At 65.8% G+C, this 22315-nt stretch carries 20 protein-coding genes; 8 read left to right on the forward strand and 12 right to left on the reverse strand.

Annotation, left to right across the window (positions count from 1 at the left end; genetic code table 11):
• Positions 1-77 precede the first annotated feature (77 nt).
• Positions 78-815: a sulfite exporter TauE/SafE family protein gene (locus ACVI1L_RS19060; protein WP_051003131.1), complete on the forward strand. Its 738-nt coding sequence runs from the start codon at positions 78-80 to the stop codon at positions 813-815.
• Between the two features lie 36 nt (positions 816-851).
• Positions 852-1529: a DsbA family protein gene (locus ACVI1L_RS19065; protein WP_456777802.1), complete on the forward strand. Its 678-nt coding sequence runs from the start codon at positions 852-854 to the stop codon at positions 1527-1529.
• A 73-nt stretch (positions 1530-1602) separates the two neighbouring features.
• Here the strand turns inward: ACVI1L_RS19065 and ACVI1L_RS19070 are convergent, their stop codons facing one another.
• Together ACVI1L_RS19070 and ACVI1L_RS19075 are read right to left on the reverse strand one after the other, a co-directional pair.
• Positions 1603-1809, reverse strand: coding sequence for a hypothetical protein (locus tag ACVI1L_RS19070; RefSeq protein WP_016841536.1), 207 nt, complete (start codon positions 1807-1809; stop codon positions 1603-1605).
• A 63-nt stretch (positions 1810-1872) separates the two neighbouring features.
• On the reverse strand, positions 1873-2760 hold the full coding sequence (locus ACVI1L_RS19075; RefSeq protein ID WP_076824997.1) for a LysR family transcriptional regulator: 888 nt from the start codon (positions 2758-2760) through the stop codon (positions 1873-1875).
• Positions 2761-2880: 120 nt separating this feature from the next.
• Between ACVI1L_RS19075 and ACVI1L_RS19080 the strand changes: the two genes are divergently transcribed.
• Positions 2881-3621, forward strand: coding sequence for an SDR family oxidoreductase (locus tag ACVI1L_RS19080; RefSeq protein ID WP_229192660.1), 741 nt, complete (start codon positions 2881-2883; stop codon positions 3619-3621).
• 56 nt (positions 3622-3677) lie between these two features.
• Positions 3678-4577, forward strand: a complete 900-nt coding sequence (locus ACVI1L_RS19085; protein WP_057016188.1) for an SDR family oxidoreductase — start codon at positions 3678-3680, stop codon at positions 4575-4577.
• Between the two features lie 114 nt (positions 4578-4691).
• On the opposite strand, the gene ACVI1L_RS19090 is transcribed toward ACVI1L_RS19085, so the two are convergent.
• The 3 genes from ACVI1L_RS19090 to ACVI1L_RS19100 all read right to left on the reverse strand — a co-directional run bounded on the left by ACVI1L_RS19090 (position 4692) and on the right by ACVI1L_RS19100 (position 8428).
• Positions 4692-5774: a carboxylesterase family protein gene (locus ACVI1L_RS19090; RefSeq protein WP_168859135.1), complete on the reverse strand. Its 1083-nt coding sequence runs from the start codon at positions 5772-5774 to the stop codon at positions 4692-4694.
• 23 nt (positions 5775-5797) lie between these two features.
• Positions 5798-6769: a S1C family serine protease gene (locus tag ACVI1L_RS19095; RefSeq protein ID WP_057016190.1), complete on the reverse strand. Its 972-nt coding sequence runs from the start codon at positions 6767-6769 to the stop codon at positions 5798-5800.
• Positions 6770-6913: 144 nt separating this feature from the next.
• Positions 6914-8428 carry an AMP-binding protein gene (locus ACVI1L_RS19100; protein WP_456783553.1) on the reverse strand — a complete coding sequence of 505 codons (1515 nt, stop codon included), beginning with the start codon at positions 8426-8428 and terminating at the stop codon, positions 6914-6916.
• A gap of 321 nt (positions 8429-8749) precedes the next feature.
• Between ACVI1L_RS19100 and ACVI1L_RS19105 the strand changes: the two genes are divergently transcribed.
• Positions 8750-9070 (forward strand): PilZ domain-containing protein, encoded by a 321-nt coding sequence (locus ACVI1L_RS19105; RefSeq protein ID WP_456783554.1) that lies wholly within the window; start codon positions 8750-8752, stop codon positions 9068-9070.
• Between the two features lie 115 nt (positions 9071-9185).
• Here ACVI1L_RS19105 and ACVI1L_RS19110 read toward each other — a convergent pair whose 3' ends face one another.
• From ACVI1L_RS19110 to ACVI1L_RS19120, 3 genes are all read right to left on the reverse strand, one after another.
• Positions 9186-9572 carry a hypothetical protein gene (locus ACVI1L_RS19110; protein WP_456783555.1) on the reverse strand — a complete coding sequence of 129 codons (387 nt, stop codon included), beginning with the start codon at positions 9570-9572 and terminating at the stop codon, positions 9186-9188.
• A gap of 382 nt (positions 9573-9954) precedes the next feature.
• Entirely contained in the window at positions 9955-10983 is a 1029-nt protein-coding gene (locus tag ACVI1L_RS19115) for a peptidoglycan -binding protein (RefSeq protein WP_057016193.1), read from the reverse strand.
• A gap of 27 nt (positions 10984-11010) precedes the next feature.
• Positions 11011-11997: a hypothetical protein gene (locus ACVI1L_RS19120; protein WP_057016194.1), complete on the reverse strand. Its 987-nt coding sequence runs from the start codon at positions 11995-11997 to the stop codon at positions 11011-11013.
• 541 nt (positions 11998-12538) lie between these two features.
• Here ACVI1L_RS19120 and ACVI1L_RS19125 point away from each other — a divergent pair.
• The 3 genes from ACVI1L_RS19125 to ACVI1L_RS19135 all read left to right on the forward strand — a co-directional run bounded on the left by ACVI1L_RS19125 (position 12539) and on the right by ACVI1L_RS19135 (position 18162).
• Entirely contained in the window at positions 12539-13744 is a 1206-nt protein-coding gene (locus ACVI1L_RS19125; RefSeq protein ID WP_141341973.1) for an efflux RND transporter periplasmic adaptor subunit, read from the forward strand.
• Between the two features lie 6 nt (positions 13745-13750).
• The gene (locus ACVI1L_RS19130; protein WP_456783556.1) at positions 13751-16906 is read left to right on the forward strand and encodes a multidrug efflux RND transporter permease subunit; all 3156 of its coding nucleotides are present in this window, start codon (positions 13751-13753) and stop codon (positions 16904-16906) included.
• A gap of 116 nt (positions 16907-17022) precedes the next feature.
• A complete protein-coding gene (locus ACVI1L_RS19135) occupies positions 17023-18162 on the forward strand; it encodes an AAA family ATPase (RefSeq protein ID WP_316396474.1) in 1140 nt (379 codons plus the stop codon).
• 14 nt (positions 18163-18176) lie between these two features.
• Here the strand turns inward: ACVI1L_RS19135 and ACVI1L_RS19140 are convergent, their stop codons facing one another.
• From ACVI1L_RS19140 to ACVI1L_RS19155, 4 genes are all read right to left on the reverse strand, one after another.
• On the reverse strand, positions 18177-18971 hold the full coding sequence (locus ACVI1L_RS19140) for an inositol monophosphatase family protein (RefSeq protein WP_253624981.1): 795 nt from the start codon (positions 18969-18971) through the stop codon (positions 18177-18179).
• A 228-nt stretch (positions 18972-19199) separates the two neighbouring features.
• Positions 19200-20282 (reverse strand): SEL1-like repeat protein, encoded by a 1083-nt coding sequence (locus ACVI1L_RS19145; RefSeq protein ID WP_057016198.1) that lies wholly within the window; start codon positions 20280-20282, stop codon positions 19200-19202.
• A 7-nt stretch (positions 20283-20289) separates the two neighbouring features.
• The gene (locus ACVI1L_RS19150) at positions 20290-20979 is read right to left on the reverse strand and encodes a thiamine phosphate synthase (protein WP_456783557.1); all 690 of its coding nucleotides are present in this window, start codon (positions 20977-20979) and stop codon (positions 20290-20292) included.
• Positions 20980-22005, reverse strand: coding sequence for a class I fructose-bisphosphate aldolase (locus ACVI1L_RS19155; RefSeq protein ID WP_076825042.1), 1026 nt, complete (start codon positions 22003-22005; stop codon positions 20980-20982). It abuts the gene before it with no gap.
• Between the last annotated feature and the right edge of the window lie 310 nt (positions 22006-22315).

Here is a 22315-nt window from a genome sequence, read left to right on the forward strand (position 1 = left end):
GGGTCGCCGGCTCAAACGCGAGTCTGTTCCCCTTGGTCTTCTCCGCAACTCAAAGCGTGCTTGGGCTGGCATCGGGCATGCTGGTCGGTTTTTCGCTGGGCCTGGTCGGCGGCGGCGGCTCGATCCTTGCCGTGCCGTTGATGGTCTACGTGGTCGGCGTGCCGGAGCCGCATGTCGCGATCGGCACCTCGGCGATCGCGGTCGCCGCCAACGCCGCGGTCAATCTCTCCAACCACGCCCGCGGCGGCACCGTGATCTGGTCCTGCGCGCTGGTGTTCGCGCTGTCGGGCATGCTGGGCGCATTCGGCGGCTCCATCCTCGGCAAGATGCTGGAGGGGCAGAAGCTGCTCGCGCTGTTCTCGCTGGTGATGCTGGTCATCGCGGGCCTGATGCTGAAGAACCGCGCGCGGGTCGGGCTGACCGACGTCAAGATCTCGATGTCCAACATGCCCGCGATCATCGGCCTCGGACTTGCCACCGGAACCATGTCCGGCTTCTTCGGCATCGGCGGCGGCTTCCTGATCGTGCCGGCGCTGATGCTGGCGACCGGGATGCCGATCATGAACGCGGTCAGTTCCTCGCTGGTGGCCGTCACCGCGTTCGGCATGACCACGGCCCTGAGCTATGCGTGGTCCGGGCTGGTGTCGTGGGGCCTGGCGGGGCTATTCGTCGCCGGCGGCATCGCGGGCGGCCTGCTCGGCACAAGCAGCGCCCGCCACCTGTCGGAACGGCGCGGCGCGCTTAATATCGTGTTTGCGACTGTGATTATCGTGGTGGCGATCTATATGCTGCTGCGTAACATCAATGTGTCCTGAACGAAGAAGGGCGCAGCGCTCTTGCGAAAGCCAGCCATGAACCAACTGACGAAATCGCCCCTGATCAACGCCGGTGCCACCCGCCGCGGCGCGCTCGGCCTGTTCGGTGCCGGCATCGCGCTCATGGCCGCGGGCGCCGCACGCGCCGAGGACGACAATGTCCTGACCGAGGAGCAGGTGCTGCGCGATCCGGATATTCCTGACATCGGCAACCCCAAGGGCGACATCACCATCGTCGAATGGTTCGACTACAACTGCCCCTATTGCCGCAAGCTCGCGCCGGAGCTGCGCCAGGTGGTGCAGGACGACGGCAAGGTCCGCCTCGTGCTGAAGGATTGGCCGATCCTCGGACCGGTCTCCAAGGTCGCGGCGCGGATGGCGCTGGCGGCGAAGTACCAGAACAAGTTCGACGTCGCGCATGAGGCGATGATCTCGGTCAATTCGCGCATCACCGAGCCGCGCATCGCCGAATTGCTCTCGGGCGCCGGCCTCGACATGGACCGCCTGAAGAAGGATCACGACGCCAACGCCAAGGCGATCGATGCGATCCTTTCCCGCAACAACGAGCAGGCGCTGGCGTTCGGCTTCAACGGCACGCCGTCATTCATCGTCGGCAAGTACCGCGTACCAGGCGTGCTCAGCATGGATCAGTTCGAGCAGGTGATCGCCGACGCCCGCAAGGCCAATATGGGTCGCAAGACCGAGCAGAATTGATCGCGCTTCCTGCAACGAAAATGGCCTCTCCGGCGAGAGGCCATTTGCTTTTGTGTCGGCTTGAAAACAATCGTTACTTCGCCGCGATCTTGTCCCACTGCTCGCGGGTGCGCGTCTTCAGCAGGTTCCAGTCATGCGCTGCGACGTCCCAATTGACGATGGTGCGCGTGTCCTGCGCCACCTCGCCATTGGCGACGCTCGATGTCCGCATGGAATCGTAGACGTAGACGCCGCATATCAGCAGCAGCGCGCCCAAAATCATGCCGAAAAAGGTCCGCATCGCTCAATCCCTCCGGTGTCGGAAGCATAACGTCGCCGGGCTCGCTGTGGTTCCGGCGATCGATCAACTGCGCGCGAACGCCCGCATCACGTAATCGATGAACACGCGCACGCGCGGCGAGAGCTGGCGGTTGCGCGGATAGAGCAGGTTTACCGGCACCGATGGCGGCGGGCATTGCTGCAGCACCGGGATCAGCGTGCCGTTTGTCAGATCGGCTTCGGCGTGGAAGCGCGGCACCTGCACGAGGCCGAGGCCGAGTTTGGCGCTCGCCAGGTAACTCTCGGGGCCGGTCACCGACATCGGCGCCGGCAGCGGAAACTGCTTCAGCGCGCCGTCGATCACGAACTCGATCGGCCGCAGGCGTCCGGTGGTCAGCGAGCGGATGCCGATCATGCGATGGCCATCGAGTGCGAACGGGTCGACCGGTGTGCCGAAACGCGCAAGGTAATCCGGCGTCGCGCAGGTCAACCGCTCCAGCATCGTGACCTGCCGCGCGATCATGTCGCTGTCGGGCAGCTTGCCGAAGCGCAGCACGCAGTCGACGCCTTCGCGGATCAGATCGACCCAGCGGTCGCTCTCGCTCATGTTGATCTCGATATCAGGATATTCGGCGAGGAAGCCCGGCAGGTTCGGCAGCAGGAAGTGCCGCGCCAGCGTGCCCTGCACCTCGAGCCGCAGTAGCCCCTTCGGCCGCGCGCCGCCGAACGCGCCCTCGGCGTCTTCGAGATCCGCGATCAGCGACAGGCAGCGGCGGTAGTGCGCCTCGCCATCGAGCGTCGGGCGGACCGTGCGCGTGGTGCGCTCGAGCAGCCGCACGCCGAGCCGCGCCTCCAGCCCCTTCACCGCGTCCGTCACCGTCGAGCGCGGCAGCCCCAGATCCTCGGCGGCGAGCGAAAAGCTGCGCCGCTCGACCACCCGGGTGAACACGCGCATCGCGTCGAAACGGTCCATCTATTATCCGGTAATAACGAATAGTGATGTCGGATCATGTACGATTATCCGGCAGGTGCCAAGACATAGTGTCCTCCCATCGAACGCGGCGCGGCCGCACAACCTGATGGGAGACTGAAAATGACCAACCAAACCAACAAGGTAGCTCTGGTGACGGGTGCCTCGCGCGGGATCGGCGCGGCGGTGGCCGAACGCCTCGCCAAGGACGGCTTCACCGTCGTCATCAACTACTCCGGCGACGCCAAGTCCGCCCAGGCGGTGGCCGACAGGATCGAGGCCGCCGGCGGCCGGGCACTGACCGCGAAGGCCGATGTGAGCGATGCCCACGCGGTGCGCGGCATGTTCGACGCGGCGGAAGCCGCCTTCGGCGGCGTCGACGTGCTGGTCAACAATGCCGGCATCATGAAGCTCGGCAAGATCGCCGACAGCGACGATGCCGCGTTCGACCAGCAGGTCGCGGTCAATTTGAAGGGCAGCTTCAACACCATGCGCGAGGCGGCGCGCCGCCTGCGCAACGGCGGACGCATCGTCAACTTCTCAACCAGCGTCGTCGGCACCAAGCTCGAGACCTACGGCATCTATGTCGCGACCAAGGCCGCGATCGAGTCGTTGACCGCGATCCTGTCCAAGGAGTTGCGCGGCCGCGGCATCACGGTGAATGCGGTCGCGCCCGGGCCGACCGCGACCGACCTGTTCCTGCACGGCAAGTCGGACGAATTGATCGACCGCTTCGCCAAGATGGTGCCGCTGGAGCGGCTCGGCACGCCCGATGACATCGCCAATGTCGTGTCGTTCCTCGCCGGCCCCGACGGCTCCTGGATCAACGGCCAGGCGCTCCGCGCCAATGGCGGCCTGGTCTGACGCCCGCACATCTCCAACCCAACTCGCATTCAACCGACTTCACAAGGATACGTGTCATGAAACAGGTCATCGTCATCACCGGCGCTTCGAGCGGCTTCGGCCGCCTCACCGCCAACGCGCTCGCCAAGGCCGGCCACACCGTCTACGCCTCGATGCGCCACACCACCGGCCGCAACGCCTCCGCGGTCGCCGATATCGAGGAGTTCGCGCGCGACAACAAGGTCGACCTGCGCGCGCTCGAGCTCGATGTCGGCTCGCAGGCGTCGGTCGATGCGGCGATTGCGCAGATCGTCGCCGAGGAAGGCCGCCTCGACGTCGTGATGCACAATGCCGGCCACATGGTGTTCGGCCCGGCGGAGGCGTTCACGCCCGAGCAGCTTGCCGAGCTCTACGACGTCAACGTGCTGTCGACACAGCGCGTCAATCGCGCGGCGCTGCCGCAACTGCGCAAACAGGGCAGGGGACTCGTGGTCTGGGTGTCAAGCAGCTCTTCGGCCGGCGGCACGCCGCCCTATCTCGCGCCGTATTTCGCGGCCAAGGCCGGCATGGATGCGATGGCCGTGATCTATGCCCGGGAGCTTACGCGCTGGGGCATCGAGACCTCGATCATCGTGCCCGGCGCCTTCACCGGCGGCACCAACCACTTTGCGCATTCCGGCCGTCCCGCCGACGAGGCCCGCGTCGCCGAATATGAGGCTGGTCCCTATGCCGGCTTCGGCGAGGAGATCATGAAGGCGTTCGCGGCGATCGTGCCCGAGGATGCCGACGCCTCGTCGGTCGCCGACGCGATCGTCAAGGTCGTCGATACGCCGTTCGGCAAGCGGCCGTTCCGCGTCCACATCGATCCGACGCAAGATGGCGCCGAAGTCGCATTCGGCGTGATCGACCGCGTCCGCAACGAGATGCTGCACCGGGTCGGCTTCTCCGACCTGCTCAAGCCGCGAGTGAACGGGTAATCTTCTCCCCGCAACGTCATTGCGAGGAGCGACAGCGACGAAGCAATCCATCTGCCTGCGTGCTCGGTGACAATGGATTGCTTCGCTTCGCTCGCAATGACGGGATACGATCCCTCAGGTGCTGTCGGCTCGCTCACCATTCATCCACTGCATGATCTCCGCATTGATCTCGCGCGGATAGGTGTGGCTGAGATCGTCGATCTCGCGATAGGTCACCCTCGCGCCGGCGGCCGACAGCAGGCCTTGGGTCTGCCGCGCGGTCTGCACCGGGAACATCCAGTCGAGCCGGCCGTGGGTGATGAAGATCGGCAAGCCGCGCAGCCGCTCCGCGTCGGCGATTTCCGCCATCAGCGGATGGAAGGTCGCGGCAACGGGCGCCAGATGCGTGAAGCGCGAGGCGCCGTCGAGCCCGCTCACATAGCTGAAGGTGCCGCCGTCGCTCATGCCGGTGAGCAGCGTGCGCGTCTCGTCGATCGTCCAGTGCGCGCGCACCTGGTCGATGATGCGGTTCAGGTTCGGCGTGTCGGTGTCCTCGCCCATCAGCGCCCAGGTCTGGCCGGTCGCGGTCGGCGCCACCAGGATGGCGCCGCGGCTGCGCGCATCGCGCAGCCAGCTCCACAGGAAGCCGCGGCCATTGCCGCTGCCGCCATGCAGCGCCATCACCAGCGGCCAGGCGCGGTCGGGCGTGTAATACTCCGGCACGTACATCGAGAAGCCGCCGCGGCTGCCCGGCTCGTTGCGCTCGTGGAAGATGCCGGTGTCGGCGTTGGGCTTGGCCGCGAGCTTCGCCTGCAGCTCGGTATCCTCGCGCAGATCGGGCGCGATGAAGAAGCCGCTGACCGGCGGCAACTCGGTCAAGGGATAGAGCGCCTCCTGCGCCCGCGGCAGATAGCGCAGCGCGCGGAATACGTTGACCAGATCGCCTTCGCCGTTCTGCACGGCGCGCAGCCCTGCGTAGCCGGCGAGCGCCGGTTCGATCGCGGCTTCCAGCGCGGTCTTGATGTGCGCGAATTTCTCCGGCCAGTCGGCGAGCCGCGGCCGCACCGCCTGCAAGGCCTCCTCCGGCTCGCCCGCAATCTGCATCACGCGATCGAAGTCCGGCGGATTGAGGTTGCGCGCGACGAAGGACAGCGATTCCAGCGTCTGCAACAGCGGCGGCAGCACGGCCACGATGTCGTCAACCACCGCCTCGCTCATCGCCGCTGCCTCTTCCCTTTGCCTCAATGAAGCCGCGGCGCCTTCAACAGCTTTATGCGGTCGATCGAGGTCAGCGTGACGTCGAAGGTGACGCCCTCGTGATAGATGGTCAGCGGCACGTCGACGCCGGCCGCGCCGAGCGACCAGAGCTTGCGGTAGAAGCCGGCCTGGCTCGTCACCTTGTCGCCGTCGACCGCGAGGATCACGTCGCCGGTCTTCAGTTCGGCGCGCGCCGCCGGTCCCTTGCTGGCGACGCCGACCACCACGAGGCGGTTGTCGATCTCGGTCGTGAACATGCCGAGCCACGGCCGCGCCGGCTTGTCGACCCGGCCGAACTTGCGCAAATCGTCCAGCACCGGATTGAGCAGATCGATCGGCACGATCATGTTGACATGCTCGGCGTGGCCCGAGCGCTCGCGTTCGAGCTGCAGCGAGCCGATGCCGATCAGCTCGCCGGCATTGTTGATCAGCCCGGTGCCGCCCCAGTTCGGATGCGACGGAGAAGTGAAGATCGCCTCGTCCAGCAGATACTCCCAGTAGCCGGCGAATTCCTGCTTCGCCGCGATCTGGCTTGCGACCGAGCGCGTGCGGCCGCCGGCGCCGCCGAGCACCACATTGTCGCCGACCTGCGTCGCCGCGGACGAGCCGATCCGCAGCGGCTCGAGATCGACCCGGCCGAGCGCCTGCACCAGGCCGAAGCCGGATTCGAAATCGAAGCCGAGCGCGTGGCCCTCGACCGCGCGGCCGTCGCCGAGATGCAGCCACACCGTGGCGGCTTCAGTGATCAGATAGCCGATCGTCAGCACCAGCCCGTCGTCGATCAGGACGCCATTGCCGGCGCGCTCGGTGCCGAGCGTCTCGGCGCTGAAAGCATCCGGCGGAATGATCGAGTGCAGCCCGACCACACTCATCAGCGCGCGATCGAGATCGTAGCGGTAATCTTCGGGGCGAGGCTGAAAGGCCGCGGGCACTTTCCATTCGGTCGTGGAGGGCATCAAGGGATCTCCTGGCGTGCAGGGCGCTGGAACCTCAAGGTAGACCGAGGTTCTGCCGGCAGGGAAGATGGAATGATATACCTTGCAGGGCAGCCTGCACAGCTCATGTGGCGTGCAGACCTGCCCCTCGCAAGATAATTGAACCTATTCGGTTTTTGCCGCACGCGCCGGCATGATGCGGAAGGCACGGTTGTCCTTGATCCACGCGGCGCGCTCGTCGCGCAGCATGGTGCGGCGAACCTTTCCGGAATCGTCGCGCGGCGCGGTGCCGACGCGCTCGAAACTTTCCGGATGCTTGTAGCGGCTGAGCCGGTCCTTCAGGAAATCGCCCATGCCGTCGGCGATCGCTTGCGCATCGGCGCTGTCGGCGAGCTCGAGGATTGCATGCACGCGCTGGCCGAATTCCGGATCGGGCAGTCCGACCACGACGCAGGAGCGCACCTCGGGATGCTCGCTGACCGCGGCCTCGACCTCGGCCGGATAGATGTTGGCGCCGCCGCGCAGAACCATATCGGCGAGCCGGTCGCCGAGATAGAGATAGCCTTCTTCATCGAGTCGGCCGATGTCGCCGAGCGACTCCCAGCCATCCGGCCGCCGCTTCGGCGTTGCGCCGAGATAGTGATAGGTCGAGCCGGCGCCGTCATTGGGCAGGAAATAGATTTCGCCGGTCTCGCCGGGCGCGACGTCGTTGCCGTCCTCGCCGACGATGCGCAGTTTCGCGGTCTCGCCGATCTTGCCGACCGAGCCCTTGTGCGCCATCCATTCGGTGCCCGAGATCACGCAGGCGCCCTGCCGCTCGGTGCCGCCATAGAGCTCCCAGATCCGCTCGGGGCCGAGCCATTCGATCCATTTCTCCTTCAGCCAGGGCGGCATCGGCGCTGCCATGTGAAACACGATTTTCAGGCTGGAGACGTCGTAGCGGCTGCGCACCTCCTCGGGCAGCGCCCAGATCCGGTGCATCATGGTCGGCACGAAGTTCACCCATTGCACGCGCTCGCGCTCGATCAGCCGCAGCGTCTCCTCGGCGTCGAACTTCACCATGCCGGTGACCCTTCCGCCCCCGAACAGCGCAAAGTGCGAGAGGATGAATGGCGCATTGTGATAGAGCGGCCCCGGATTGAGCAGCGAGGTGTCGCGCGCAATGCCAAGCGTCGCCTCGGCCGTGGTCTCGATCACCGCGGGGTTGTGATCGAGGATCACCTTCGGCCGCCCGGTCGAGCCGCCGCTCGTCATCGCCTTCCAGTAGCGCGCGACCGGCGCATCGAGCGGCTCCTCGGAGAATCCGTCCGGCACGAAATTCACCGGCAGCGAATTCGGCGCATTCCAGTCGGCCTCGCCGCCGACCACCAGCGACGGTTTCAGAATCTCGAGCACGGCAGCGGCCTCGCCGCGCGGCAGCCGCCATGACAGCGAGGTCGGCGTCGCGCCGCACTTCCACACCGCGAAGGTCGTCTCGAAGAACGCGTTGCTGTTGGGCAGCCCGATCGCGACGAAGTCGCCGGGCTTGACGCCCTTGGCGGCGAAGGCGCGCGCCCGTGCATTGGCGCGGCGCTCGAGCTCGAGCCAGGTCAGCGCATCCGCGCCATGACTGATGGCGATCGCATCCGTTGGCTTGCGTTCGGCATACCAGTGCGGCACGTCGGCGAGGGGGATCAGCATGGTCGTTTCCGTCGGAAAAGGCGGCTTGAAGCGCTCTTGTTGCAGGGATGTGGCCAAGGCCACGGCCGCCACTTCACCAAGAGTGCAGTCTCCGTGTCAAGCCGGCGGCTGTCCATGCGGCCGGTATCCCGCTGATGGAGTTGCAGAATCCCTGTTCGCTAAAAGCCGCGTCAAGATTCCGGTAAAGTTCAAGCGATCGCGCTAAGCCAGGCTTTACGGGGGGCCGGCATTGTGGCCGTTGCGGTTCTGTGCCGGGCGCGTCGAGCGACGTGCACGGCGTGCAATGTCTTTCAATGACCAATGGCTTCAAGGACGGCGACGATGGCGAGCAATGGAGCACGGACCAAGGTCAGTCGCGAGCCGCGGCGCCAGCTCAACAATCGTGCGGCCTGGATCACGGTCGACAACGGCGCGACCGAGAGCGAATGCGCCGTGGTCGACATCTCGCCGGGCGGCGCCAAGATCACCACCGAGGTCGAGTTCGAGGTGAATGACCGCCTCGCGCTGACGCTACTCGCTGATCATGCCAAGCGCTATCCGTGCGAGGTGGTCTGGCGTCGCGGCAAGACCTACGGGCTCAAATTCGTGACGGCCGAAGTCGAGCCGGTTGAACCTGCCGCGGAGCCGGCCGGCGCGACCTAGCGCGGCGTTTCATCAATCAATGTTCGAATGGACGTTCGGCGCAGGCCATCGCCGATCGGATCGGGCGCGCGTTCAATGGCTCACGCCAGGACGTCCCGCGCAAGCGTGGCTCACGTCAACGTCGCTGCGGATTGTCGGCATTGCCGGTGGTGGTGCCCGTCGGGCCTCCCGGAAGCGCCGGTGCGGCGCTGCCGCCGCCGGTGCCCGAAGACGGTGCGACGCGCTGGCCGGACTGGGTCGGGAGCGCAGTGCCGCCGACGCCGTTCGACGGCGCGGCGCGGTCGCCTGGCCTCGGTGGCAGCGGGGTGCCGCCGGTGTTTTGCGCGAGAAGCTGGGCCGGCGCGAGGCTGAGGCCGGCGGCGACGACGATGGCAAATTTGGTCTTGAACATGCGCTGGTCCGAGATGGCGCGGTGAGGCTTGAGCGACAGGCTCAGCCGCGACGGAGACGAGATATCCGCCAAGCCCGCGAGATTGCGATACCAACATAACGTCAGCCGCATTTGATGCGTTCCCGGACGCCTCGCCAAGGCGAAGCAAATATCCGTGTAATGAACGGTCTCCACCGATCGCGGCGACGCCTCGCCGGTGTTGCAGATCTTTCGACATGAAGTTTGGACATTCATGTCGCGAGAATGCGGATGTGTGACTCACAGACCTCGCCACACACTCAATGTCGTCCTGGCGAAAGCCAGGACCCATTACCCCAAATCTCAATTGTTGCGCGATGCTGGGGCCACGATCCCGTCCAGGATCAAGTGCGGTGGTTATAGGTCCTGGCTTTCGCCAGGACGACGAACGGATAGTGCCGTGTGCCCGTCCCACGGGTTGACGCAAACACAGTCGAGCCCGGCAATGACGACTGGTTGGCCAGGCGCCGTCGCCCTAGCGTTCCGTCAGCTTCAGCTCGATGCGGCGGTTGCGCTTGTAGGCCTCTTCGGTCTGCGCGGTGTCGAGCGGCTGGAATTCGGCAAAGCCGGCGGCGACCAGGCGCTGCGCCGGCACGCCGAGCGAGACCAGGTACTGCACCACCGAGATCGCGCGCGCCGAGGACAGCTCCCAGTTGGACTTGAACAGCGGGCTGTTGATCGGCCGCACGTCGGTGTGGCCGTCGACGCGCAGCACCCAGGCGATCTCGGGCGGAATCTGCTTGTCGAGATCGATCAGCGCGCTCGCGACCGTTTCGAGTTCGGTCTTGCCCTCGGGCAGCAGCGTCGCCTGGCCGGTGTCGAAGAACACTTCCGACTGGAACACGAAGCGGTCGCCGACGACGCGGATATCGGGACGGTTGCCGAGGATCGCACGCAGCCGGCCGAAGAATTCCGAGCGGTATTTCGACAGTTCCTGCACCCGCTGCGCCAGCGCGACATTGAGGCGCTGGCCGAGATCGGCGATGCGGTTCTGCGATTCCTTGTCGCGTTTCTCGGAGGCGTCGAGCGCCTCCTCGAGCGCGGCGAGCTGGCGGCGCAGCGCGCTGATCTGCTGGTTCAGCAGCTCGATCTGCGCAAGTGCGCGCGACGATACGGCCTTCTCGGACTCCAGCGCCTTGTTGAGTTCGTTGGCGCGGCCCTGCGCGTCGCTGCCGGAACTCGCGAGCCCCTCATAGAGTCCCTTCATGCGGTCGCGCTCGCCTTCGGCGGAAGCGAGCCCGGCGCGCAGCTGCGCTACCTGGTCGTCGAGCGTCAGCTTGGAGAGCTTCTCCAGCGATAGCAGGTCGTTGAGCTGAGCGATCTTGGCGGTGAGCTGTTCCAGTGCCTTGTCCTTGCCGGTGACCTCCTGCGACAGGAAGAACTGCACGACGAGGAACACCGACAGCAGGAACACGATCGACAGCACCAGCGTCGACAATGCGTCGACAAAGCCGGGCCAGTAGTTGAAGCCGGATTCGCTGCGGCGCGAGCGGGCGAGGGCCATGGGTGTCTCCTTGGGCTTGCTCCCCGGCTAGCTTTTCTCGGGCTGGCGGGCGAGGCGTTCGAGCAGCCGCTTGATCTCGCGGTTCTGCTCGCCCTGGCCGTCGGCCCATTCCCGGATCATCTGCTGCTCGGTGCGCATATGCGCAACCAGTCCCTGGATCGCCTCGGCAAGATTGGCCATCGCGGCCGTGGTGCTGCGGCCGCCGCCGCCTTCCTCGAGCGCGGTGCGGAGCCGATCGATCGCGCCCTGCATGTCGCCGGAGACGCCGGCTTCATCGCCGGAAATGCCGCGCACGGTGCCGGCGAGCCAGTCCTCGAGGTCGGTGTAGAAGCGGTTCTGGGCCTGGCTCGACTGCAGGTCGAGGAAGCCGAGGATCAGCGAGCCGGCGAGGCCGAACAGCGAGGACGAGAACGAGATGCCCATGCCGCCGAGCGGCGCGGCGAGGCCCTCCTTCAGCGTATCGAACAGCGCGCCGGAGTCGCCGCCGACCTTGAGCCCGTCGATCACCTTGCCGACCGAGCCCACCGTCTCGATCAGGCCCCAGAAGGTGCCGAGCAGGCCGAGGAACACCAACAGGCCGGTCATGTAGCGCGAGATGTCGCGGGCTTCATCGAGGCGGGTTGCGATCGAATCGAGCAGATGTCGCATGGTCTGCTGCGAGATCGACATCCGCCCCGAGCGTTCGCCGCCGAGGATCGCGGCCATCGGGGCAAGCAGCGTCGGGCGGCGCTCGATCGCAAGGCCGGGATCGGCGATGCGGAAATTGTTGACCCAGGCGACCTCGGGATAGAGCCGGATCACCTGGCGGAACGCCAGGATGATGCCGATCAGCAGCACCGCCCCGATCAGGGCGTTCAGCCCCGGATTGGCAAAGAAGGCGGTGACGATCTGCTTGTACAGCACGACCCCGACCAGGCCGCAGAGCACCAGGAACACCAGCATCCGCACCAGGAAGATACGAGGCGAGGACAGCTTGCTCAATTCGATCTCCATGTCGGAGCGGGAAGGAGGCATTGCCGGGTCATCCGTTCGCGAAGGCCGCATCTGCGAGCAATATGGCACAGCGGCGGAGTGAGGAAAGCCGATTCCAGGGGCAGCAAACAGGACCTTGAGTTGGAATCTCGTGGGCCGTTGCCGCTTTGCACGGCTTTCCGACCGCTCGGCGCATCACCATCCGCTGAACTGCACACCCCACCCGCAGATCGCGAAATGAGGTCGGCTTGCACGCGTCATTCGGTGAGGCGAACGCGACGATGGTGATTCGGTCCGATTGTCTCGATGTTGCAAGGTGCGGCATTCCGCGCAGGCAAAATGGCGGGGTTCCCGCTCACGCAGACCTTAATGCATTCCCACAGCCTGCGATGGAACCCGCTCACAATGCGGTGACAAGACAAAAGATGCCGCGAAATCAGAGTGATAGCATTCTGTGACATTGAGCCGCCCAAAAACGCATTGCGTCGCAGCAAGCAGATTTTATTTTCATCGCAGCAACGCGAGCGGTGTCGCCGTGACACCGCCGTTCGTTTGTTCAAACCTTTCAGGGGCGATTATCTCAATGTCTGGACTTCGCGCGCAATCGGCATGCATTGCTCTGATGCTGGCCGTGACGGCGCCACTGCTTGCAGGCTGCGACGAGCCGAACACCGCAACCGCCGCCGTGCAAGCACCCGAGCCGGACGTCAGTGTCGTCACCGTGAAGCCGCAGGCGCGCGCGATGCTGCGCGAGCTGCCGGGCCGCATCGCGCCGACCCGTGTTTCCGAGGTACGCCCGCGCGTCTCGGGCATCGTGGTCAACCGCATGTTCCATCAGGGCAGCGAGGTGAAGGTCGGCGATCCCCTGTACCAGATCGATCCGCGCCCGTTCGAAGTCGAATTGCAGTCGACCGAGGCGGCGCTGGCGCGCGCCAAGGCCGTGCTCGAACAGGCCGCGCTGCAGGCCCGCCGTATCGCCACCTTGACCAGCCAGCGCGCGGCGCCGGAAGCCGAGAACGAAAAGGCGATCGCGACGCTGAAGCAGGCCGAAGCCGACGTGCAGGGTCGCGAGGCCGAAGTCGCGCGAGCCAAGCTCAATCTGGATTATGCGACGATCCGCGCGCCGATCGACGGCACCATCGGCGCGGCGCTGGTCAGCGAGGGCGCGCTCGTCGTGCAGAACGACGCCGCGAGCCTTGCGACCATCCAGCAGCTCGATCCGATCTACGCCGACTTCCAGCAATCGGTGACCGAGATGAACCAGCTCCGCCGCGCCTTCGAGAGCGGCGATCTCGACCGCATCGCGCCCGACGCGATGAAGGTGCGCCTCGTGCTCGACGACGGCTCGATCTACCCGCTGCCGGGCAAGCTGCTGTTCTCCGACGCCAAGGTCGACGCCTATACCGGGCAGGTGACGTTGCGCGGCGAGTTCCCGAACCCGCATCGCATCCTGCTGCCGGGCATGTATGTGCGCGTGCTGATCGAGCAGGGCATCGACAGCGATGCGATTGCCGTGCCGCAGCAGGCGATCCAGCGCAATGGCGGCGGCGGCAGCGAGGTGTTCGTCGTCAAGGCCGACAATCACGTCGCGGTGCAGCCGGTGCGCACCGGCTCGCTGCAGGGTGGTTCCTGGTTCGTGACCGACGGCCTGAAGGCCGGCGACAAGGTCGTCGTCGAGGGGTTCCAGAAATTCGCCGCCGGCGACAAGGTCCGGCCGCAAGCCTGGCGCGAGGTCGACGCAGCTGCAGCACCGACGGATCCGCACCAGACCGCGCACGCAGTGCGGTGATCCGGCATGCCTAGCTTCTTCATCGACAGGCCGATCTTCGCCTGGGTCGTCGCGCTGTTCATCTGTCTGATCGGCGCGATCTCGATTCCGCTGCTCGCGGTCGCGCAATATCCGATCATCGCGCCGCCCTCGATCTCGATCTCGACCAGCTATCCCGGCGCGTCGCCGGAGAACCTCTACAACAGCGTGACGCGCCTGATCGAGGAGGAGCTCAACGGCGCCGCCAACATCCTGAACTTCGAATCGACCTCCGACTCGCTTGGCCAGGTCGAGATCATCGCCAACTTCAAGCCGGGCACCGACACCAGCCAGGCTTCGGTCGAGGTGCAGAACCGCCTCAAGCGCGTCGAGGCGCGGCTGCCGCGCGCCGTGATCCAGCAGGGCATCCTGGTCGAGGAAGCCTCGTCCGCCGTGCTGCAGATCATCACGCTGAACTCGACCGACGGCTCGCTGGATGAAGTGGGCCTCGGCGACTTCATGATCCGCAACGTGCTGGGCGAGGTGCGCCGCATCCCCGGCGTCGGCCGCGCCACGCTGTATTCGACCGAACGCAGCCTGCGAATCTGGATCGATCCGGCCAAGCTGGTCGGCTACGGCCTGTCCGCCGACGACGTCAACAAGGCGATCACGTCGCAGAACGCCCAGGTCGCCTCCGGTAGCATCGGCGCCGAGCCGAGCACCGATACCCAGAAGATTTCCGCGCAGGTGCTGGTGAAGGGCCAGCTGTCCTCGCCCGACGAGTTCGGCGCCATCATCCTGCGTGCCAACAATGACGGTTCGACGGTCCGCCTGCGCGACGTCGCGCGGATCGAGGTCGGCGGCCTCAGCTACCAGTTCAACACCCGCCTCGACGGCAAGCCGACCGCCGGCCTCTCGGTGCTGCTGTCGCCGAAGGGCAATGCGCTGGCGACCGCGAGCGCGGTCGAAGCCAAGATGAAGGAGCTGTCGCGCTTCTTCCCGGCCAACATCTCCTACGAAATCCCCTACAACATCACGCCGGTGGTCGAGGCTTCGATCAAGAAGGTGTTGACGACGCTGGTCGAGGCCGTCGTGCTGGTGTTCGTCGTGATGTTCCTGTTTCTGCAGAACATCCGCTACACCATCATCCCGACCATCGTGGTTCCGGTGGCGCTGCTCGGCGCCTGCGCCACGCTGATGATCGCGGGCTTTTCGATCAACATGCTGACGATGTTCGGCATGGTGCTGGCGGTCGGCATCCTCGTCGACGACGCCATCGTCGTGGTCGAGAACGTCGAGCGCATCATGGCGGAGGAGGGCCTGCCGCCGAAGGAAGCCACCAAGAAGGCGATGTCGCAGATCACCGGCGCCATCATCGGCATCACGCTGGTGCTGATGGCGGTGTTCGTGCCGATGGCGTTCTTCCCCGGCTCGGTCGGCATCATCTACCGGCAGTTCTCGGTCACCATGGTGGCGGCGATCGCGTTCTCGGCGCTGCTCGCGCTGTCGCTGACGCCGGCGCTGTGCGCGACCTTGCTCAAGCCGGTCAAGAAGGGCCACGGCCATGCCAGCAAGGGCGTGTTCGGCTGGTTCAATCGCGTGCTCGACACCAGCCGCGCCGGCTATGTCAGCACGGTGCAGGCCGGGCTGAAACGCACCGGCCGCCTGATGCTGATCTATCTGGTGCTGTTCGCAGGCGTCGCCTACGGCTTCGTGCGGTTGCCCGGCGGCTTCCTGCCGGTCGACGACCAGGGCTTCATCACGACCGACGTGCAGACGCCGTCGGAGTCGTCCTATGCCCGGACCGAAGCCGCGGTCGAGCAGGTCGAGAAGTACCTGAGGGATCGCGCCGGTATCGAGAACGTTACGTTCCTCACCGGCTTCAGCTTCCTCGGCCAGGGCATGAACACCGCGCAGGCCTTCATCACCCTGAAGGACTGGTCGGAGCGCGGCCCGAAGGATTCCGCCGCCGCCATCGTCGCCGACATCAACCGCGATTTGTCGTCGATTCGCGACGCCAGGATCTCGGCGTTGCAGCCGCCGCCGATCGACAACCTCGGCAACTCCTCGGGCTTCTCGTTCCGCCTGCAGGACCGCGGCCAGAAGGGTTATTCGGCGCTGATCGCCGCGTCCGATCGCCTGATCGCGGAGGCCAATGCCAGCCCGATCCTGCAGAAGGTCTATGTCGAAGGCCTGCCGCCCGCGCCGCAGGTCAATCTGATGATCGACCGCGAGAAGGCGGGCGCGTTCGGCCTCACCTTCGAGGACATCAACAACACGATCTCGACCAATCTCGGCTCGAACTACATCAATGACTTCCCGAACCGCGGGCGCATGCAGCGCGTCATCGTGCAGGCCGACAAGACCAGCCGCATGAACGCGGACGACATCCTCAACTACAACGTCAAGAACAGCCGCGGCCAGCTGGTGCCGTTCTCGGCCTTCGCCACCATCGAGTGGACGAAGGGGCCGACGCAGATCGCCGGTTTTAACTATTATCCGGCGGTGCGCATCTCCGGCGAGGCGCGGCCCGGCTTCACCTCGGGCGATGCGATCGCCGAAATGGAGCGGCTCGCCGACAAGCTGCCGCGCGGCTTCGGCTATGAATGGACCGGCCAGTCGCTGCAGGAGAAGCTGTCGGGCTCGCAGGCGCCGTTCCTGCTCGCGCTGTCGGTGCTGGTGGTGTTCCTCTTGCTGGCCGCGCTCTATGAGAGCTGGACCATTCCGCTCGCGGTGCTGCTCACCATTCCGCTCGGCATTCTCGGTGCGGTGGTGGCGGCGACGATGCGCGGGCTCTCCAACGACGTCTATTTCACCGTCGGTTTGATCACCATCATCGGTCTTGCCGCCAAGGACGCGATCCTGATCATCGAGTTTGCCAAGGATCTGCGCGCGCAAGGCAAGCCGCTGGTCGAGGCGACAATCGAGGCCTGCAGCCTCAGATTCCGCCCGATCCTGATGACCGGTCTGGCCTTCGTCTGCGGCGTGCTGCCGATGGCGATCGCGACCGGCGCCGGCGGCGCCAGCCAGCAGGCACTCGGCACCTCAGTGATGGGCGGCATGATCGCGGTGGTGATCCTCGCGCTGCTCCTGGTGCCGGTGTTCTTCGTCAGCGTGCAGCGCGTGCTGGCCGGCGATCGCGAAACGGCGCCGGGGCAGGGTGAGGTATATGGCCCGCCCGCGCCGGCAAGGATCGGTCACTGACATCAGGGACCGGTGCTGCTCAGATCAGCAGCTTGCTTTCGCAAGCTGACCAATCCAGATTGCAGCTCTGGATTGAACGGGAAGCATTTGGGCAACCCGGGGATTGAGGGCATGCGATGCGGCCGAGCGATATTGCGATCTCGAATTATCGCTCGATCCGGCGGCTCTTCATGCCGATCCAGCCGCTGTCCGTCTTCGTCGGCGAGAACGGCGTCGGCAAATCCAACCTCTACAAGTCGCTGTCGCTGCTGCGCGACGCGGCCACCGGCCGGATCACGCGCACGATCTCCGACGAAGGCGGGTTGAATTCCGTCTTCTGGTCCGGCCATCGCAGACGCGGAGACGATGCGCGTCTGCGGTTGGCCGTGAGGCTCGACCACGTCAGATATTCCATCGAGCTCGGATTCCCGAGCCCGGTCGTGGCGGCATTTCCCGGTGAGCCGATGATCAAGTCCGAAACGATCGAGGCGACCCACGGCAAGAAGACAATACTGATGTTGGAGCGCACCAACTCACTCGTCAGTGTCCGCGATGAGAACGGCACCTGGAGCCAGCACAAGGATGCGGTGCTGCCGTCGGAAACCGCACTGGCCGGATTTTCGGATGGTAAGGGAAGTCCCGAGATCGACCTGATCCGAAATGCAATGCTGAGTTGGCGATTCTATCACGACTTCCGGACCGATCCGGCGTCGCCGATACGAAAGCCGTGTCTCGCGATCACGACACCTTCGCTGAGCGCCGATGGCCACGATCTGGCTGCCGTGTTGGCAACCCTGTTCACGATCAGGCAGGATGCCGGCGATCTGCAGGATGCGATCGAGGACGCATTTCCGGGCGCCGAACTGCGGGCTTGGGAAAAAAATGGGCTATGTGAATTCCAGTTGCAACTGGAGGACATGCCGCGGCCATTCAAGGCGCACGAACTATCCGACGGCACGCTGAAATATATCTGCCTGCTCGCCGTGTTCATGGGCTATCGGCTGCCGCCGTTCATCGCGCTGAACGAGCCCGAGACCAGCCTGCATCCCTCGCTGCTGGCGCCATTGGCGCGGCTGATCGCCAAGGCATCGCGCCGTGCCGACATCTGGATCGTCACCCATTCGGAGCCTCTGATGGAAGCGCTGCGCAGCGAGAGCGCGGTGCCGCTGCGCCGGGTGATCAAGACGAAGGGCGCCACCACCATCGAGGGCCTGACCGCGGGCGGTGAATTTCGTGACCGCGAGGACGACCAGGATGACGATGACGACGACGATTAAATCGCGCCGTCGCGTTACTGCCCGAGCGGCTTCAGGATCTTGATCAGCTCGCCGTGCACGAACTCGTTGCCGCAGACGATGTGGCCGGTCTGCAGCGGGTCGTCATTGCCCTGGATGCCGGAGACGGTGCCGCCGGCTTCGCGGACCATCAGCAGGCCGGCCGCGACGTCCCAGGCCTGCAGATTGCGCTCCCAATAGCCGTCGAGCCGGCCGGCAGCGACAAAGGCGAGGTCGAGCGAGGCGGCGCCGAAGCGGCGGAAGCCCGCGACCTTGGTCTGCAGCGCAGCCATCTCCTGCAGCGCCAGCTGGTGACTGCCGCGGCCGATATGCGGCAGGCCGCAGGCCACAACGCATTCGTTGAGCTGGCGGCGGCCGGCGACGCGCAGCCGCTGGTCGTTGAGGAACGCGCCCTTGCCGCGCTCGGCGATGTAGAGCTCGTCATTGGCGGGATTGTAGATCACGCCGGCGATCACGGTGTCCTCGCGCTTCAGCCCAATCGAGATCGCGAATTGCGGGATGCCGTGCAGGAAGTTGGTGGTGCCGTCCAGGGGATCGACGATCCAGGTGTGGCTCTTGTCAGAGCCTTCGCGCTTGCCGCCTTCCTCGCCGACGAACCCGTAGCCGGGCCGGGCCTTCTCGAGGTCGGTGTAGAGCATCTCCTCGGCGCGCTTGTCGGCGAGCGAGACGAAGTTTGCCGGCCCCTTCAGCGACACCTGGAGATGTTCGATCTCGCCGAGGTCGCGCTTGAGGCTGCGGCCGGCGCGGCGCGCGGCCTTGACCATGACATTGATGAGAGCGGAATAGAGCATGATGGAAGCTGGTGGCTTTCGAGCGTTGGAAATCGATCGGGCAGCGTAGCAAGACCCTGCCCGTCATCCTGAGGAGCGCGGAACGCGCGTCTCGAAGCATCGACGGCCCGGTCCGGGGCCGTGCATCCTTCGAGGCTCGCTCCGCTCGCACCTCAGGATGACGGGAAACGGCCTGTGGCGCCCTGGGTTTCGGACTGGGTGCCCTCTGGAAGTGGCGCCGTCAAGGCGTCATTTGACGTTGTTTCCGATCCATTTTCGCGCGGCTGCCTCGGCCTTGGCGCGGTCTTCCGGGCTCATATCGGCGAGGATGTCGTCGAGATCGGGGTCGCCCTTGCCGGCGGTCTTGGCGACCGTGTGCCATTTCAGCGCCTCGACCTTGTCCACCGGGGCGCCGGCGCCGGTCGCCAGCACATGGGCGAGGCGGTTTTGCGCGATCGCGCTGTTCTGCCGGGCCGCCTTGCGCAGCAGCGCCACCGCCGCCGGCACGTTCCGCGGGGTGCCGGAGCCGTTGTAGAGCGCGATGGCATATTCGACCTCGGCATCGACATTGTCGGCCAGCGAGGCGGCCTGCAGCAGCCGCGCCGCCTTCTCGAGGTCCTTCGGCACGCCGGTGCCTTCCTTGTAGAAGGTCGCGAGCGCGTATTGCGCCTCGGGGCTGCCGGCGTCGGCGGCCATGCGCAACAGCTCGGCGGAGCGGCGGAGGTCCTGCGGCAGGGTCTGGCCGTCGAGATAGAGCAGCGCGAGATTATAGGCCGCCTTCGGCTCGCCGAGCTTGGCCGACGACGCCAGCAGCTTGACCGCGGCATCCTTGTCCACGGCGCCGCCGCGGCCGGCGATCTTCATCATGGCGAGCGCGAACATCGCCTCGCGGTCGCCGGCATCGGAGGCGCGCTTGTACCACTCGTCGGCCTTGACGTAGTCGCGCTTGACGCCGAGCCCATTGGCATAGAGCTCGCCCAGCATCGTCATGGCCTTGGCATCGTTGTTGTTCTGCGCGCGCGCGGTCGCGAGATCGAACGCGGTCTTGTACATGCCGCGCTGATAGGCGCCGTAGACGAGGTCGACATTGGGATCGTCGACGGCCTGGGTCGGGGTCGGCGAGGGCGTCGGAGATGCGGCAGGCTTCGGCGTCGCGGAGGCGGCGGGCTTCGGCGTCGGCTTCTTCGCGACCGGCGAATGCACCTTCGGCTTCGGAGCCTCCTTCTTCGCAGGCGGCGTCTGTGCCGGCGGCGTGATCGAGAGCTGCGCCATCGCGCCGCTCGCCAGCATCGTGCAGCCGAGCGCAACAGCTATCGGACGCAGGCATTTCATTCCGGCGTCATCCCTCGGCCTTTCCGTCGGCCTTGGCCTTGCCGAATGTGCCGGCATGCGCCCGCGCAATCGCCTCTCCGATCTCGACAAGCGCCGCCTTGGCGCTGCGCGGATCGGACCAGATGGAGTCTCCGACCAGCACGAAATCCGCACCGGCCGCCGCAAACGCCTCGGCTTCCTCGCGCGAGGTTGCAAAGCCGACGCACGGCGGCTCGAACAATTCGTCCCACCATTCCAGCCGCTCGGCGATGGCCTCGCGCGAGGGCCGCTGTCCGTTGGCGTCGGGCTCGCCGAACAGTACATAGTCGGCGCCGGCTTCGCCCGCGGCCATGGAATCGTGACGGGTCGCGAGCCCGCCGACGCCGACAATGCGGTCGGGTTTCAGCGACGGCATCGCCTCTTCCATCGCGACGACGCCGGTCAGATGCGCGCCGTCGGCGCCGGCGCGAGCCACGATATCGGGATAGCCGTCGATCAGCAGCGCCGCGCCGGCGTTCTGGATCGCGGGCGCCAGCGCCTTGATGGTGGAGATCATGCTGCGCATATCGCTCTCGCGCAGCCGCACCAGCACGGCCGCGACATCGGCCGCGGCAAGCAGCTCGGTGAGCTCGGCCGCAAGCCGCGCAGGCTCATCGACCGCCGGCGTTGCCAGATAGAGGCGCGGCGTCGGCCGCGGCGGAACGGGCTTGGTCGCCAACTATGCCGCCTGTTTCTCGAGGCCGGCTTCCCAATTGCCGGTGCTCGCGAGCCCGTTCATCCGGGCGCGATGCGAGAAGGCGCGCTGGCCCGCGGGGACGTTGTCGGGCTTGCCGGACCACGCCTTCTGCGGCGCCGCCTGCAGCGCGCGGCCGTAGGAGAAGGTCAGCCGCCAGGGCAAATTGCCGATCTTGTTCATGGCGTCGAGATGCGCGGTCGCTTCCTCGTCGCTCTGGCCGCCGGAGAGGAAGGCGATGCCGGGCACCGCGGCCGGCACGCAGCTCTTGAGCAGGCGGATGGTCTTCTCGGCGACTTCCTGCACCGGCGCTTGCTTCGGGCACTTCTTGCCCGAGATCGCCATGTTCGGCTTCAGGATCATGCCTTCGAGCGCGACGCGCTGCACCCGCAATTCCTGGAAGGTGCGGTTCAGCACGCGCTGCGTCACCTCGTAGCAGCGGTCGATGTCATGATCGCCGTCCATCAGCACCTCCGGCTCGACGATCGGGACGATCTGCGCGGCCTGGCACAGCGCGGCGTAGCGCGCCAGCGCATGGGCGTTGGCACGGATCGCGGTCTGGGTCGGGATTCGCGGTCCGATATCGATCACGGCGCGCCACTTCGCAAAGCGCGCACCGCGCTCGTAATATTTCTTCAGCCGCTCGGCGAGCTTGTCGAGGCCGACGGTGACGAGTTCGCCTGGGCAGTTCGGCAGCGCCTGCGTGCCCTCGTCGACCTTGATGCCGGGGATCGCGCCGGCCTGCTCGATCAGCTTGACCAGCGGCGTGCCGTCCTTGGCATTCTGCCAGATCGTCTCGTCGTAAAGGATGACGCCGGAGATGTACTTGCTCATCGCCTCCTGCGAGCGGAACAGCATCTCGCGATAGTCACGGCGATTGTCCTCGGTCGAATCGACCTTGATGGCGTCGAACCGCTTCTTGATCGTGCCGGAGGATTCGTCTGCGGCGAGAATGCCCTTGCCCGGGGTGACCATGGCAAGCGCGATTTTGTTGAGGTCGGAGAGGTTCATCGGGGCGTCCTCCAGAGCCATTGCCTTTGCAAACCAAAATAGGCGGTTCTCGGGCAAATGCCTAGAAAACGTTCGTCGCGGCTGAGATCGCGCGTAGATTTGGCTTGTTCTGTTCACCTCGCCCCGCTTGCGGGGAGAGGCATAGGCCGCCTTCGGCGGCCGTCGGCAAAGAACGCCGAAGTCGAGCTTCGGCTATGTTGCATCGCTAGATGCAATCCGGGTGAGGGGGTACAGGTCTAACCGCATTCGCCGCTCGTGGAAGCAGCCCCTCACCCCAACCCTCTCCCCGCGAAGGGCGGGGAGAGGGAGA

It is taken from the genome of Bradyrhizobium sp. USDA 4516, from assembly GCF_054055915.1.